Annotated in this window: 12 protein-coding genes and 1 riboswitch; all 12 genes read left to right on the forward strand. The window is 51.7% G+C overall.

What is annotated here, in order from left to right; translation table 11 throughout:
• Positions 1 to 43 precede the first annotated feature (43 nt).
• The 12 genes from pdaA (at position 44) to D7Z26_RS00860 (ending at position 14,756) form a co-directional block, all read left to right on the forward strand.
• On the forward strand, positions 44 to 823 hold the full coding sequence (gene pdaA, locus D7Z26_RS00810; RefSeq protein WP_120973842.1) for a delta-lactam-biosynthetic de-N-acetylase: 780 nt from the start codon (positions 44 to 46) through the stop codon (positions 821 to 823).
• 92 nt (positions 824 to 915) lie between these two features.
• Positions 916 to 1,494: a GNAT family N-acetyltransferase gene (locus tag D7Z26_RS00815; RefSeq protein WP_233566539.1), complete on the forward strand. Its 579-nt coding sequence runs from the start codon at positions 916 to 918 to the stop codon at positions 1,492 to 1,494.
• A 118-nt stretch (positions 1,495 to 1,612) separates the two neighbouring features.
• Complete coding sequence (locus tag D7Z26_RS00820) at positions 1,613 to 2,371, forward strand: SDR family NAD(P)-dependent oxidoreductase (protein WP_120973845.1); 759 nt, start codon at positions 1,613 to 1,615, stop codon at positions 2,369 to 2,371.
• 120 nt (positions 2,372 to 2,491) lie between these two features.
• On the forward strand, positions 2,492 to 2,836 hold the full coding sequence (locus D7Z26_RS00825) for a YojF family protein (protein ID WP_120973847.1): 345 nt from the start codon (positions 2,492 to 2,494) through the stop codon (positions 2,834 to 2,836).
• 32 nt (positions 2,837 to 2,868) lie between these two features.
• Positions 2,869 to 3,525, forward strand: coding sequence for a bacillithiol biosynthesis deacetylase BshB2 (gene bshB2 / locus D7Z26_RS00830; protein ID WP_120973849.1), 657 nt, complete (start codon positions 2,869 to 2,871; stop codon positions 3,523 to 3,525).
• Between the two features lie 85 nt (positions 3,526 to 3,610).
• Entirely contained in the window at positions 3,611 to 4,471 is an 861-nt protein-coding gene (locus D7Z26_RS00835) for a DUF3895 domain-containing protein (RefSeq protein WP_233566540.1), read from the forward strand.
• A gap of 77 nt (positions 4,472 to 4,548) precedes the next feature.
• A riboswitch (cobalamin riboswitch) is annotated at positions 4,549 to 4,743 on the forward strand.
• Positions 4,744 to 4,896: 153 nt separating this feature from the next.
• On the forward strand, positions 4,897 to 9,996 hold the full coding sequence (locus D7Z26_RS00840; RefSeq protein WP_120973852.1) for an S-layer homology domain-containing protein: 5,100 nt from the start codon (positions 4,897 to 4,899) through the stop codon (positions 9,994 to 9,996).
• Positions 9,997 to 10,026: 30 nt separating this feature from the next.
• On the forward strand, positions 10,027 to 10,920 hold the full coding sequence (locus D7Z26_RS00845; RefSeq protein WP_120973854.1) for a DUF4430 domain-containing protein: 894 nt from the start codon (positions 10,027 to 10,029) through the stop codon (positions 10,918 to 10,920).
• A complete protein-coding gene (locus D7Z26_RS00850) occupies positions 10,917 to 11,810 on the forward strand; it encodes an energy-coupling factor transporter transmembrane component T (protein WP_233566541.1) in 894 nt (297 codons plus the stop codon). The genes D7Z26_RS00845 and D7Z26_RS00850 overlap by 4 nt, the downstream gene beginning before the upstream one ends.
• The gene (locus D7Z26_RS00855; RefSeq protein WP_199731630.1) at positions 11,783 to 13,465 is read left to right on the forward strand and encodes an ABC transporter ATP-binding protein; all 1,683 of its coding nucleotides are present in this window, start codon (positions 11,783 to 11,785) and stop codon (positions 13,463 to 13,465) included. The genes D7Z26_RS00850 and D7Z26_RS00855 overlap by 28 nt, the downstream gene beginning before the upstream one ends.
• Positions 13,447 to 14,172 carry an ECF transporter S component gene (locus D7Z26_RS27390; RefSeq protein ID WP_199731631.1) on the forward strand — a complete coding sequence of 242 codons (726 nt, stop codon included), beginning with the start codon at positions 13,447 to 13,449 and terminating at the stop codon, positions 14,170 to 14,172. Before D7Z26_RS00855 ends, D7Z26_RS27390 begins: the two co-directional genes overlap by 19 nt.
• Positions 14,173 to 14,330: 158 nt before the next feature.
• Positions 14,331 to 14,756, forward strand: a complete 426-nt coding sequence (locus D7Z26_RS00860; protein WP_120973856.1) for a DMT family transporter — start codon at positions 14,331 to 14,333, stop codon at positions 14,754 to 14,756.
• The last annotated feature ends 15 nt before the right edge of the window (positions 14,757 to 14,771 follow it).

The following is a 14,771-nucleotide window of genomic DNA, read 5'->3' on the forward strand; positions in this document are numbered from 1 at the left end:
TTGTGGAAGGATATTCGCGAGTGAATCTTAGGGGGTGAAATAAATGGTTAAATCAATCGTAATTACGATAGTATTCCTCGGTTTATTATGTGCCGATATTTCGGTTTCCGCTCAAGGAATCGTGCCTTATCACTTCGGGTTTAAGAAGAGCAAAGACGGAAAACTTCCTTCGATTGCCGAAGAAGGATTTATGGATATTCTGCAAAAGCATGAAGCTTTCTTCTTGGGAGACACGGAGAAGAAGGAGCTTTATCTTACTTTCGATAATGGGTACGAAAATGGTTACACAGCCCAAATACTCGATGTATTGAAGGAAAAGAAAGTGCCTGCGGCTTTTTTTGTAACCGGTCATTATGTTCAAGATCAAACGGAATTGTTGAAGAGAATGGTTACGGAAAACCATTTGATCGGTAATCATTCGTGGAGCCATCCGGACATGTCCCAAATATCGGCAACGCAAATCAAAGAGGAATTGGAAAAGGTAAGTAAAGAAGTAACTAAGCTTACGGGTCAACAAGAGATGCGGTTTGTGCGGCCGCCTAGGGGAATATTCAGCGATCGGACGTTAAGCGTCTGCCAGGATCTCGGCTATACGAACGTATTTTGGTCCATTGCTTATAAAGATTGGGATATTAAACAGCAAAAAGGAAGGGACTTTGCTTATGCAAACGTAATGGGGCAGCTTCATCCCGGAGCCATCATCTTGCTTCACTCCGTTTCCAAAGATAACGCTGAGGCTTTGGAGAAAATTATTAACGACGCCAGACAACAAGGCTATGAATTTAAGAGCCTTGACCAGCTGATCGTGAAAAAATACCGATAACGGCTCAGTCTTCGATCATGCATGCAAATGTTGTATAGTGGAGGAGATGGAATAAGCGAAATTTCGAGAGAACGAGAAGCGAGCAGAGGATCATGAAAATGGATTATCATACGACGAATCAATGGGATGAGAACATTTGGCGCGAAGCCGAGCGAGTATATATCGAGGCGTTTCCCGAACATGGGAGAAAAAGCCGGGCGGTCGTTCGCCGAATGTTCGAAAGAAAGCTATGCACGCTCCATACTTGGACAGAAGGCATGACAACGATCGCGATGGCGCTCACCGCAATCGATTCGTCTACGCGTCTGCTCGTCATCGATTACTTAGCGGTTAGGGAAGATAAACGGGGCAAGGGCTTGGGAAGAGCCTGTCTAGCGGACATCAGCGTATGGGCCGTCACCAAAGCGCATTGCCAAGGAATCGTCATCGAAGTCGAAGCCGAGGATACGATCGAGAACGCGGAGCGGATAAAATTCTGGGAGAAGGTCGGATTTCGCCTGACGGATTACGTTCACCCCTACATCTGGGTTCCCGAAACCTATCGTGCGATGTACTTGAATCTCGAGGATTCCCAAGCGGAGACATACGGGGCGAATGACGGAAAGCTGCTGTTCAGGGCGATTACGAGGTTTCACGAGAAAGCCTATCGCGGAGGAGATCCCGAGTCTTGAATTATCTGATCATAAGTCGGTCATCCGGAAACGGGCGTCCGACTTTTTTGCTTTTAATTCCACATTCTAGGAGGAATGCTGCGGGAAAATGTCGAACAATAGGGGGTGAGTAACCCAAATGGAAACGATTGAAAGCGGGGAGAACGAAGTGGAGAAATACGCGGTCGTAACCGGAGCGGACCGAGGACTTGGTTTCGATCTTACCTTAAAGTTATTGCATCTTGGATACACGGTATTCGCTGGTAAATATATGCCGGAATGGAAAGGGAATGCCGAAATCCCCGATGATCTATGGGAACGCCTGATACCTGTAGAACTGGACGTGTCTTCCGAGGAGAGCGTTCGGAGCGCATGCGAGTCGATACGGGACAGAACGAACAGAGTGGACTTGCTCGTGAATAACGCGGGCATCGGAGGCGATTACGAAGGCAATATATTCGGAAGCATCGATTACCCTTTGTTGCAACGGCTCTATGAAGTCAACGCCATCGGCCCCCTAAGAATGGCGAATGCCCTGAATCGGGAGCTCTCGAACGGGACGGACAAGCTTGTCGTGAATATTTCGTCGGAAGCCGGCCAGATCAATCAGAAGTGGCGCGAGAGCTGGTATGGCTATTGCATGTCGAAGGCCGCGCTGAACATCCAGTCGAACATTATGCACAATCAGCTGCGTACGATCGGAGGAAAGGCGCTCGTCATTCATCCCGGATGGTTGAAGAGTTACATGGGAGGTCAATTGAGCGAAGAAGGCGACATCACGACGGAGGAATCCGCGGCGGGCATCGTAGAGCAGATCGTGCGCTATGTGGAGGATGCGACGGAACGAGAGCATCCGGCATTCCTCGACTATGCCGGCAATGAGATGAGTTGGGCGTAATTCGATCGTAGCCGATCGGCCGCGGGATAGGATCCACTATGGAATCGCCGTCCGGTTGTGTTAAAATAAAATCTGTGTAACTTTTTTCATTACAGATTCGCGGCGACTGGAGGCATGAAGATGCAACTCATCGATAAATCGAAAGTAAAGGAAATGATCGACCTACTGATCGATCAAGATCTCTATATCCACCTGGAGATGACCATGGGTGCCTATGCTTCCCACGTAGATAGCTCGAAACATCCGGCCGCGACCTTCATATCGAATGCCGTCATTCGATATACGCATGGATCGATTTCCGGAAACGGTCCTTTCCGAGTCGGTTTAAAGACGAGTCAGGGCTGGATTTATTCGGAAGGACTTACTCATTACGAGGACGAAGACGTTGAACGGTTAATTATGGCCGGTCACGACAGCCAAGGCAAACTGATCGTCGCGCTGCAATTAAGTCGGGAACCCTTCTAAGGAAGGAAGGAAGGAAGAGAGGAGACGTTTCCATGGAATCACGCATTTTAGTCGTATTGCCGCATCCGGACGACGAAGCCTTCGGCGTGTCGGGATCGCTGGCCAAATATATTCGCGATGGCGCGCAAGTAACCTACGCTTGCCTGACTTTGGGCGAAATGGGTCGCAACATGGGCATTCCGCCGTTCGCTACCCGGGTTACGCTTCCGGCTGTTCGCAAGGAAGAGCTGGAAGCCTCCTGCAGAGCCATTGGCATTCAGGATTTGAGATTGCTCGGCTTCCACGATAAAACGATTGAATTCGAAGACCAAGATAAGCTGGACGGAAGTATTATGGAGCTCGTGAACGAGCTTAATCCGTCGTTGATCATCACCTTCTATCCCGGGTATAGCGTTCATCCCGATCATGACGCTACCGGAGAAGCGGTTGTTCGGACGATCGGCAGAATGCCTGCGGATCGCAGGCCGCCCGTTCACTGCTTGGCTTTCTCCAAGAATCACGAGGAAACGATCGGCAAGCCGGACGTGATCATCGACGTGAAAGAGTTTTTACTCAAGAAGATGGGATCCATCCAAGCCCATCGTTCCCAGTTCCAAGCCGCCGAGCTGTTAGGGAACAAGAAAATGCCGGACAAAGATATTCAAGACCGTTTCGGCACGGAACGTTTCTGGACCTATCGATTCGAATAAGAGGAGTTGAACCCGCGGAAATCGCGGGTTTTTTAAGAGCGGAGGGATTCCACTGATTCTAACTGTTCATGAACGCGATAGCTTGATGAGCGCTTTGGAACCGGATCAGCGAGAGTACCTGCAGAATCAATTGGTGCGTTCGAGACGTACGGCATTCGCGAATGCGATGGCTAAGGCGAAAGGCTTTCATATCGCGGAAAATACGGACCCCGATGAAATCGAAGTCCTTCTCGACGAGTGGAAGTATACGGGGTATATCGATGCCGGGAAAGTTTCTTCGGAATTGCGTTGCGAATGCGGAAGACCGTTACGTTATCAGCATCACGTCGAGCACAAAACTTCAGGAGAAAAGAAACGGTTCGGAATCGAGCATCTGAAGGAACACTTAGGCATTGATGCTGCGACGGTCGCGGAAGTTCTGAAGGGGTTCGATGCCATCGATTACGAGCTTGACGAACTGTTATTGAAAATAAATGGCGGATGGCAACCGAATCCGGAGCTATTGCAACGTGCGGGTACGGATATACCGGATGACGTGAAAATCCATTTGAAATTGAAATTGCCTTTACTGGAGCGTCAGATCCGCAAGCTTGGACAACTTCGGTTAAGGAAACGCGTTACAGCAGCTCCTTCGATCCTACCGGTTAAAGCGGAAATGACGCACGATTTGTTTTCCTGGAATGAAGAACCTCGGCCATCGGCTCGAGCATACGGCGCTTCTCTGGATTCAGCATGGAGGGATCCGGTTCGAGCCTATTTAACTAGCGGCGTGCGCAGCGCCCGGGTCATCTGCGAATTGTTGATCAGCGAACGAAACGCGCCTAACGATCGGATGCTGACCGGCAAGCCGATGCTTTATTTGCAAGTGTGCCGGTTTATCGAAGAAGTTTATCCAGAAGCTATTATTCAAATGCAAGGAACCGACGATCGGATTTACGAGATTTAGCTGCGGAAAATATCGAATCTTAGGAATTACCATCGATTGCAATGACAAATCCCGATGAATCGGATATGATTAGCTGACAATTTAATATGTTTTCAGGTGCCGATTAGAATTCGATTACGAATCTGAATCGGTTAAAAGGGAAGTCGGGTGCAAATCCCGCGCGGTCCCGCCGCTGTGATAGAGGAGTTCTTGCAACATGCCACTGGTTATCCGGGAAGGCTGCAAGGGCGATGATCCTAGAGTCAGAAAACCTGCCTGGACGATACACCAATAACTCTACGAGCGATAGGGAGGTGTTTTTTTTCATGCCGTTTTTATTTGCGATGCCATGGACTTAAACCTCTTAACGATTCTAGTTAAGAGGTTTTTTCGTCTGCGCGAGGCAGATTAACGTGTTTATTTCAATTCTGGGAAGGATGTCCGTAATGAAAAAGAAGTTTTTATCTTGGTTGCTTGTCTTTAGCGTCATCGTTTCACTTTTCTCCCCGGGTCTTACGAGGGCGCATGCCGAAGACGGCGCGCCGAAAGGCTACGTCACGTTGTCCGTGGAGAAGTTCACTTTAGGTCAAGGCTATTATCGGGAGCCTGTGAAAGTACCGTTCTACGAAGGTGAGAACGGCGCGGCGTTAATCACTCGGGTTATTGGCGAAGAGAACATGAACGCCAAGTACTACGGAGATCAATTCTATCTCTCAAAAATCAAAGACTCGGACTCACAGACTCACATCCCGCAGTATATCGTCGACGCGGTCGCGAACGACGGGCAAACGATCGGGGAGCGGAACGATCCGAATTGGTTGGGCGAATTCGACTATACGTCGATGTCCGGCTGGATGTATGCATTGAATAACCAGTTCCCCGGATACGGATTTTCGGCTTACGAACCGCAAGACGGCGATGTTGTTCGCGCACAGTTCAGCGTCTACGGCTATGGCGCAGATCTTGGGGCGGAAGGGTACGGTTTCATACAAGCGGCGAACAAGGACGCGTTGACGGCGAAAGTCGCGGCGATTAACAGCGATCCTGATCGAGCGGCGTACTTGGCGGATTCGGCCATACATACGGCCTATGTCCACGCTTACGACGTATTGGAAAACTTGGAAAGCACCCAATCGAGCGTCGATGATGCGTTAGGAGATTTAGCCGAAGAGACTTCGCGGGATATTTTCAAGCCGGTATTGACGATAACGGGGTTGTCCGACGGACTGGAAGTTTATTCCTCGCAGCTCGTATTCAAAGTCGGCGTTAAGGATAATGTCGATGCGGTCGTCCTTCCCGAAGTCAAAGTGAACGGCACGGTCGTGTTCGCGGCTTCCGGCGGACAGTATCAAGCGAATTTAAACGCGGGCACGAACGTAATTACCGTTTCCGCGACGGATGCCGCAGGCAATCGCGCGGAAAAATCGTTGAATGTCATCTATGTGAATAGAACGGCGCTCAACGCGAAGAGCCAGTTGGAGAAAAATCTGCCGTATATTGTGAAAACCGTAACCAATCCGAAGTTCGGCACGCTAGGCGGAGAATGGTCGGTGCTCTCGTTGGCGCGGGCGAGTTATGCGGTGCCGGACGGTTATTATAATAAATATTTCAGTAACGTCGTCTCTTCGGTCGCGGCATTAAAGGATGCGAACGGCGGCGTGCTCGACAAGAACAAAAGCACGGAGCATTCCCGGTTGATCCTTGCGCTTTCGGCGATCGGAAAGGATGCTCACGACGTCGGAAAGTACGACGTGACGGAGGCGCTATCTGATCTCGATTACGTGGCGAAGCAAGGAAACAACGGTCCGATTTTCGCTCTAATCGCGATGGATACGGTGAATTACGATTTCGCGCCGGCGAAATCGGACAAGACGCAAGCGACAAGAGAAAAGCTGATCGACTATATTCTCGATAATGAAGTTAAGAAAGGCGCACCGGATGCGGGCGGCTGGGCGCTGGGCGTCACGAAGGCGGACGTCGACATGACAGGGATGGCGTTGCAAGCGTTGGCGCCGTATTATCGTACGAACGATAAAGTGAAAGCCGCCGCCGACCGCGCGATCCAATGGCTATCGGCGAACCAGAACGCGACGGGAGGGTATACGAGCTTCGGCAGTACGAGCAGCGAGAGCTTATCGCAAGTCGTCACCGCGTTATCCGAACTCGGCATCGATTCGACGTCGGACCCGAGATTTATTAAGAACGGCATATCCGCGATGGATGCTTTATTAGCTTTCGCGGTAACGGACGGAGGATTCAAGCACGTCTCTACGGGCAAAGTGGACAGCATGGCGACGGATCAAGGGACGTATGCGCTGGTCGCTTACGATCGGATGGCGCGAGGGGCAAACCGTCTTTACGAAATGACGGACGTCGTTCCGATGCAGTCGGGAAGTGCCAACGAAACGGTCGTCACGTTGCCGGGCGGGGTTCATCATGATCTCACCATCCCGAGCGACTATATCGATTATTCGCTTTCGATCTCCCCGGTCGATGCCTATAAAGACGTTACTATTCTCATTCCCGAATCCAAAATTTCAAGCGTTCGATTGAATTTGACTCCGAACGTTAGCCTCCCCGGCATTTCAGCTACGAAAGGTCAAGTGTCTGCCGCGATTCCGAAAGGCGCGAAAGTCGTTAGCGGCGATCCCTCCTCGCTGGAATGGCTCTCGACGATCGACATCGCGAATCCCGCTATGGCAACGAGTATCGGCAGTATCATCGCGCAAGGGAAAAAACTCGACGCGATCTCAGCCGCGATCCGCATGGGCGGTACCGCGGACATCGCGTTCGATTCGTTCGTGACGTTGACGTTCACCGGACAGAAAGGGAAGCAAGCCGCGTTTATCCAGAACGGCACGGCGCAAGCGATCGAGAAGTTCGCGAACGACGCGGACGGATTAGCGAGCGGCAAAGCCGAATATGCCTACGATTACGGTAACGATCTCGTCGTCAAAACGAAGCATTTTACGGATTTCGTCGCTTATGCGGATAAAACCGACGGCGCGTCCGGAGGTGGCGGAGCGACGGCGCATGCTACCTTGTCCATCGACAAATTGACAATCGGCAGAGGTTACGTGATATCTCCAAAAAGCGTCGCTTTACAACCCGGAGACACGGTGTGGAGCGTGCTTCAGCGGGAGATGGACGCGAACGGAATAATTTATTCCGTAAAATGGTACAGCGAATATAACAGCGTTTACGTGCAATCGATCGCCGGAGACGGCGAATTCAACCACGGCGAAGGCAGCGGATGGATGTACAATGTCAACGGGACCTACCCGAATTACGGAGCCGACCTTTATACGTTGAAGAACGGCGACTCCGTGCAATGGCGCTATACTACGGATTTGGGATGCGATTTAGGAGCAGGACAAGAAGGGTGCGTTCCAGGAAGCGGTGCGCCGGCTCTTGACCCGAATGACAAAACGCCGATCATTGCGGTGCCTAACGACAACAAGAGCGATTACATCCTGAGTTTGACCGAGAAAATGAAATCGACGGAAAATATCACATTGAATATCCCCGAGGAGAAAAAGAAAGTTGTTCTTAATCTTAAGGAAGTATCCGATGGAATTCCGAAAGTGACGGCGAACAAAGGCACTCTTTCGTTCGTCATCGACAAGGGGACGAAATTGAAGTCAGGCCCGACGAGTATAGAAGTGCTGACCTCGATCGATGTCAAGGATGCAAAGCTTCAGCAGTCGATCCAAGACACGATCGGTTCTAAAGTACGACTGAACAGGATCGTTAATGCATTTGTCATGGGCTCTTCGAATCAATCCGTCGTGTTCGACCGTCCGGTTTCGTTAACGGTCAAGGGCGGCAAAGGTCAACTTGCCGGATTTGTGGAGAACGACAACTTCATTCCGATCGCGGTTTACGATTCCGAAACCCAAGGCGCTCAAGCGGTGCAAGGAATGGAGAAATACGCGTACGCTTATGTCGCTGGAAAAGATCTCGTTATCCGTACGAATCACTTCACTTCGTTCGTTACGTATACGGCCGAAGCGGCCGCGAGTCCAGAACCGAAGGCCGATCCGAAAGACCGGTATGCGGATGCTGCGCTGATCTCTTCCTGGGCTTACGGCGCAATCGGTGACGCGACGAGCAAAGGGTTCCTGCAAGGCAGCGGAGGCAAGCTGAACCCGAAAGGCTCGGTTACAAGAGCTGAATTCGCCAAGCTGCTCGTGTCGGTGCTCGGATTAAGCACGGAAGGCGGAAGCGCGAACGCGTTCTCCGACGTCCCATCGGGCAAATGGTTTGCGCCATACGTGAACGCCGCTTACGGAGCGGGATGGATTGCCGGGTACGACAAGCAATTCAAACCGAACGACACGATTACGCGCGAGCAAATGGCCGTCATTTTGAACAAGGCGCTTGGAAATCCACAAACGTCCGATATTTCCGCGATCAATGATCTAGACAAGGTATCTTCTTGGGCGAAAGCGGACGTGAAGAAAATCGTTTCGCTTGCGTTGATGACTGGACAGAATAACCGCTTCGATCCGAAAAGCGCAGTAAGCCGTGAAATGGCGACCGTCGTTTCGATGAGAGCTTATGCGTACAAGGGAGGAGCGGACGCGGGCGGGCAACCGGAAGCGGACACGAAGCTTTCGGTCTCGAAACAGATCGCCGAGACTGCCGCGTACATGCAACGCACGATTACGAATCCCACCGTATCCAGCATCGGCGGTGAATGGACGGTGTTCGGATTGGCGCGCTCGGGATCGAACGTCCCGGTCGCGTATAACGCGCTCTACTATGCCAATCTCGAGAAGACGTTGAAAGAGAAAGACGGAAATCTGCATTCCGTGAAATACACGGAATACTCGCGGGTCATTCTGGCGCTCGGCGCGATCGGCCGCAAAGTCGACGACGTAGCCGGATACAACTTACTGGAGAGGTTGTCCGACTTCGATACGTTGATCAAGCAAGGCATCAACGGGCCGATCTTCGCGCTCATCGCGCTGGACAGCAAGAAATACGAGATTCCGAAAGACGCCGGCGTCAAGACGCAAACGACGCGCGACTTGCTGATCGACTTCATCTTGAAGAGGGAAGTGCAAGGAGGCGGATGGGCGCTCGGAGAGAAACCGGTCGCGTCCGATCCTGATATTACCGGAATGGCCATTCAAAGTCTCGCGCCTTACTACGCTTCGAACAAAGACGTACGCGATGCCGTGGACAGAGCGTTGGCATGGTTATCCAAAGCGCAAACCGCGGACGGCGGATACGCCAGCTATAACTCCGTCAACTCGGAAAGCATCGCTCAAGTCATCGTGGCGATAACGAGTCTCGGCATCGATCCGAACACCGATCCGAGATTCGTGAAGAACGGTCATTCGGCGTTGGCGGCTTTGCTCGGATTCGCGGCGAAAGATGGAGGGTTCTATCATATTAAAGCAGGCGGCATAGATAACGGAGGCGCCAAGCCGGGCAATGTCGATCCGATGGCGACCGATCAGGCGATGTACGCATTAGTCGCTTACGAACGCTACGCGAACGCGAAAACCCGCCTCTACGATATGACGGACGTCAAGTAACTGGCAACGCGGAAGAGGTGTGAAACATTCATGAAAATAACGAAAAATAAAGCCATTGCCGCGTTGGTCATCGTGCTGGCGCTCACGCTCGCGTTTTTCTGGAGCGGAAGCGACCGGCATGGGGGGAAGAGCGGAATTTCGGGGACGGAGACGCCTGCGGTCAGCGAAAGCGGTTCTTCTCCGACCGCGACGCCGGAATCGTCTCCGATCGCAACGGGCGATTCCGGGGACGTTCAGCCGACCGAGTCCGAAGCGACGCCCGTCAAGAAGGAGTCTGACGCCGTTCAGGCTCCTTCCGCGACGTCGGAGCAGACAAAGGAACTGCCGGCCTCGCCGACAAAACCTTCCAAACCGGCCGAGTCCGACAAGCCTGCCGGGCAGGGCGACGCCAAGCCGCCGAAGGAACAGGAGGCAACGAAGGACAAGTACCAGACCGATCCTGTGCCCGAAGGTAAACCGAAGCCCGTCGAGTGGCAGGATGTAACCGTCGACAAGAAGAAGCCGCTGAAAGCGACTTTGTCCGTTACATGTAAGACGATCCTCGATAACCTCGACCAATTCAATAAGGATAAGCTCGAGGTATTGCCGAAGGACGGCGTTATTTTTGAATCGCAGTCCGTGACGTTCTACGAAGGAGAGTCCGTGTTCGACGTCTTGCTAAGAGAGATGAGGGGTCATAAAATCCATATGGAATTCGAGATGACGCCGATATATAACAGCAATTATATCGAAGGCATCAACAATATTTACGAATTCGATTGCGGAGAGCTGAGCGGTTGGATGTACAAGGTAAACGGATGGTTTCCGAATTACGGCGCAAGCCGATATAAGCTTAAAGACGGCGATGTCGTCGATTGGGTATATACTTGCGATCTTGGAAGGGATATCGGAGGAGATCAAGCGGCCTCGGGGGGTTCCAAGTGAGGCGCGACGCTTTCTCTTCCTATCATCCGTTCATTAACTTCGTCTATTTTGTCGCGGTGCTCGCGTTTGGCATGGTGTTCATGCATCCCGTATTTCAAGCGATCGGTCTCGTCAGCTCTATCGCGTATTCGATCCTATTGAACGGCAGAAGAGCCGTAAAATTTAATCTCCTGTATATGTTGCCGTTGCTGCTGATGATGGCGATCATCAATCCGGCGTTTAATCACGCGGGCGTGACGATCCTGTTCTATCTTAAGAGCGGCAATCCCGTTACGCTGGAATCGATTCTGTACGGAATCGCGGCATCTTGCATGTACGTGACGATGATCGTCTGGTTCTCCTGTTACAACGCCATCATGACTTCCGATAAGTTCATTTATCTTTTCGGTAAAATCATCCCGGCGTTATCCTTGATCCTCTCTATGGTTCTTCGGTTCGTTCCGAGATACAAAAGCCGGATCAAAGAGATTTCCCAAGCACAGAGATGCATCGGAAGAGATGTATCCCAAGGCAATCTATTCCGTCGTGCGCGGAACGGAATTCGCATTTTGTCCATCATGACGACCTGGGCGCTGGAGAACGCGATCGAGACGGCCGATTCCATGAAATCAAGAGGTTACGGGTTGCCGAAGCGGACAAGCTTCTCGCTATTCCGGTTCGATTATCGGGACGGCATCGCGATCGCGGTTATGAGCGGCCTCATCGCGTTTATCCTCGTCGGAGCGGCGCTGGGGGAAAATACGATTCGTTATTTTCCCTCGATACATGTCAAGGAATCGTCGCCGTTCAGTATGACGGTATACGCAGCGTATTTCGTCTTATGCGTCATGCCCGTCGTTATCCAGATCGTGGAGGAAATCAAATGGAAATCTATCGCATCCAGAACTTAAGCTTTGCGTTCCCCGGGCAATCGAAGAACGCCCTCTCCGGAATCGACCTAACGATCGGAAGCGGAGAATTCGTCGTCGTCTGCGGGAAGTCCGGCGGAGGCAAAAGTACGTTGCTGAGGCAGCTTAAAACGACGCTCACCCCCCACGGAAAGCGGAGCGGAGAGATCTATTTCCGAGGTAAACCGCTGGAAGAAGCGGATCATCGCACGCAAGCGGCCGACATCGGCTTCGTGCTGCAGAATCCGGATAATCAGATCGTGACCGACAAAGTTTGGCACGAGCTGGCATTCGGACTCGAAAGCTTAGGCTGCGATCAGCGAACGATCCGCTTGCGAGTAGCCGAAATGGCCAGCTTCTTCGGTATTCAAACGTGGTTTCACCGCAAAGTGTCCGAGCTGTCCGGAGGGCAGAAGCAGCTTTTGAATTTGGCATCGGTTATGGCCATGCATCCATCCGTCCTTATTCTCGATGAACCCACTTCGCAATTGGATCCGATCGCGGCATTGGATTTCTTGGAAACCTTAAGCAAAATCAATCGGGAGCTCGGCACGACAATTCTCCTGACGGAGCATCGGCTAGAGGAAGTACTGCCGCTATCCGATCGCTTAATCGTTCTGGATGAAGGGATCGTCATCGCGGATGGTACGCCGCGAATGGCGGGAGAGAAATTGCGTTCGCTAAGCCATCCCATGTTCCGTTCGATGCCTACGCCAATGCGGATCCAAGCTGGCGCGGAAGCGAGTCCTCGCGGGTTGGTTACCGTAAAAGACGGACGCCAGTGGCTTGATTCTTTCGTTCAAGGTACACCTGCCTCCGGCACTGCTATACCGGATGAATTCGAAGAGGAGCCGAAGAAGAATACGAGCGCGATTGCCGTTCAATTCAAGGACGTATGGTTCAAGTTCGAGAAGAACGGACCGGATACGATCAAAGATTTGTCTTTTGAAGTGAGGGAAGGAGAGTTTTGTTGCCTTGTCGGCGGAAACGGTACCGGGAAGACGACGTCCCTCTCTTTGCTTAGCGGCATTCTTAGGCCTTATAGGGGGAAAGTTCGCATCGATGGGCTTGATCCGACTTCTTTAAACGCGAAGAAGTTATTCACGAACAGGCTAGGCGTTCTTCCGCAAAACCCGCAATCGCTATTCGTCAAAAAAACGGTCGAACTGGATTTGCTCGAAATAATGGCCGATAGCAAGCTGACGAAGGAGCAGCAGCGGGAAAAGATCGAATCCGTCGTGAGACTGGCCGAGCTGGAGCCGCTGCTTTCCATGCATCCTTACGATTTAAGCGGAGGAGAGCAGCAGCGCGCGGCGCTTGCGAAAGTATTGCTGCTTGAGCCGAGAATCCTGCTTCTCGACGAGCCGACGAAAGGGCTGGACGGGTTTTTCAAAGAAAAGCTCGGCCGGTTCTTGAAGCGATTAAACGCGGATGGCGTCACGATCGTCATGGTCTCTCACGACATCGAGTTCTGTGCCGAATACGGGGAACGTTGCGCGATGTTTTTCGACGGAAGCGTCATTACGTCCAATGCGACGAAACCTTTTTTCGCGGGCAATAGCTTTTACACGACGGCGGCCAATCGCATGGCGCGCCATATCTGGCGCGATGCCGTAACCGTAGAGGACGTGATCGAACGATGCCGGAACAACAGATGACCGATCGACGCCTGAGTCGCAGAACGCTATTCGCGGCGGCGCTCATTCTCGTCGTTATCCCGGCGACGATACTGCTCGGGATCTTCGTCTTGAACGACCGGAAATATTACTTCATTAGCCTGCTGATCGTTCTTTATACGATGGTCCCGTTCGCGATGGTGTTCGAGAATCGCAAGGTGCAAGCCCGCGAGCTTATCGTCATTGCGGTACTGGCTGCGATTGCGGTCGCGGGAAGAGCGGCTTTCTTCATGCTGCCGCAATTCAAACCGGTCGTAGCCATCGTGATCATCGCGGGAGTGAGCTTCGGCGCGGAGGCAGGGTTTCTGGTCGGGGCAATCGCCGGCTTCGTGTCGAACTTTTATTTCGGACAAGGTCCTTGGACGCCTTGGCAGATGTTCTGCTTCGGCATTATCGGCTTTCTGGCGGGCATTCTGTTCAAGAAAGGATGGCTCAAGCGTTCTAGGTTTTCCCTATGCGTATACGGCGGCCTTGCAACGCTAATCCTATACGGAGGCATCATTAACATCGGTTCGTTGATGATGTTCACGCCGACTTTTAATTGGGGAGCGCTTATCGCGACTTACGCATCCGGATTCTGGTTCGATTTGGTTCATGCGATCGCGACCGTCATCTTTCTGTTGGTTTTATCCCGCCCGATGATCGAGAAGCTGGATCGGATCAAAACGAAGTACGGTTTGATCGAGTAGTAAGTAGTTTCGCTTATCGCCGACAATAAAATCGAAATTAGCTAACCCGCGGAAAACGCGGGTTTTTGCATGAATATTTCCTTTTAGGACATATGTCCTTTCCAATTCGCTCGGCTTGTCGTTTAATCAGAATGAAGTCATGATTGGGGAGAGATACGATGAAAGGGATTATATTCGCTTTTCTCGGGGGAGCTTGTTTGACCTTGCAAGGCGTAGCCAACGCTCAGATCGGCGAACGGATGGGGACTTGGCAAGCGGCGACTTTGACGCAATTCACGGGATTCTTATTGGCATTGCTTATTCTGATCGCGCTTAGGGACCGTTCATGGCGCAAGGTTACTCAAGTGAAGCCTATGTATCGGATCGGCGGCGCTTTTGCTGCAGTCATTATATTCGGTAACGTAACCTCCATACACCTCATCGGTATTACGTTCTCGATCTCCGCGCTGTTAATTGCCCAACTCGGAGTGACGTTCTTAATCGATAGCGTCGGATGGTTCGGAATGGCAAAGAAGAAGCCGAGCGTTCCTCAGTACGTCGGGATCGGAACGATGATCGCCGGCATCCTAATTCTAGGAAGTTAAGGTTCATACTATCTA

It is taken from the genome of Cohnella endophytica (genome assembly GCF_003628305.1).
Lineage (GTDB): Bacteria > Bacillota > Bacilli > Paenibacillales > Paenibacillaceae > Cohnella > Cohnella endophytica.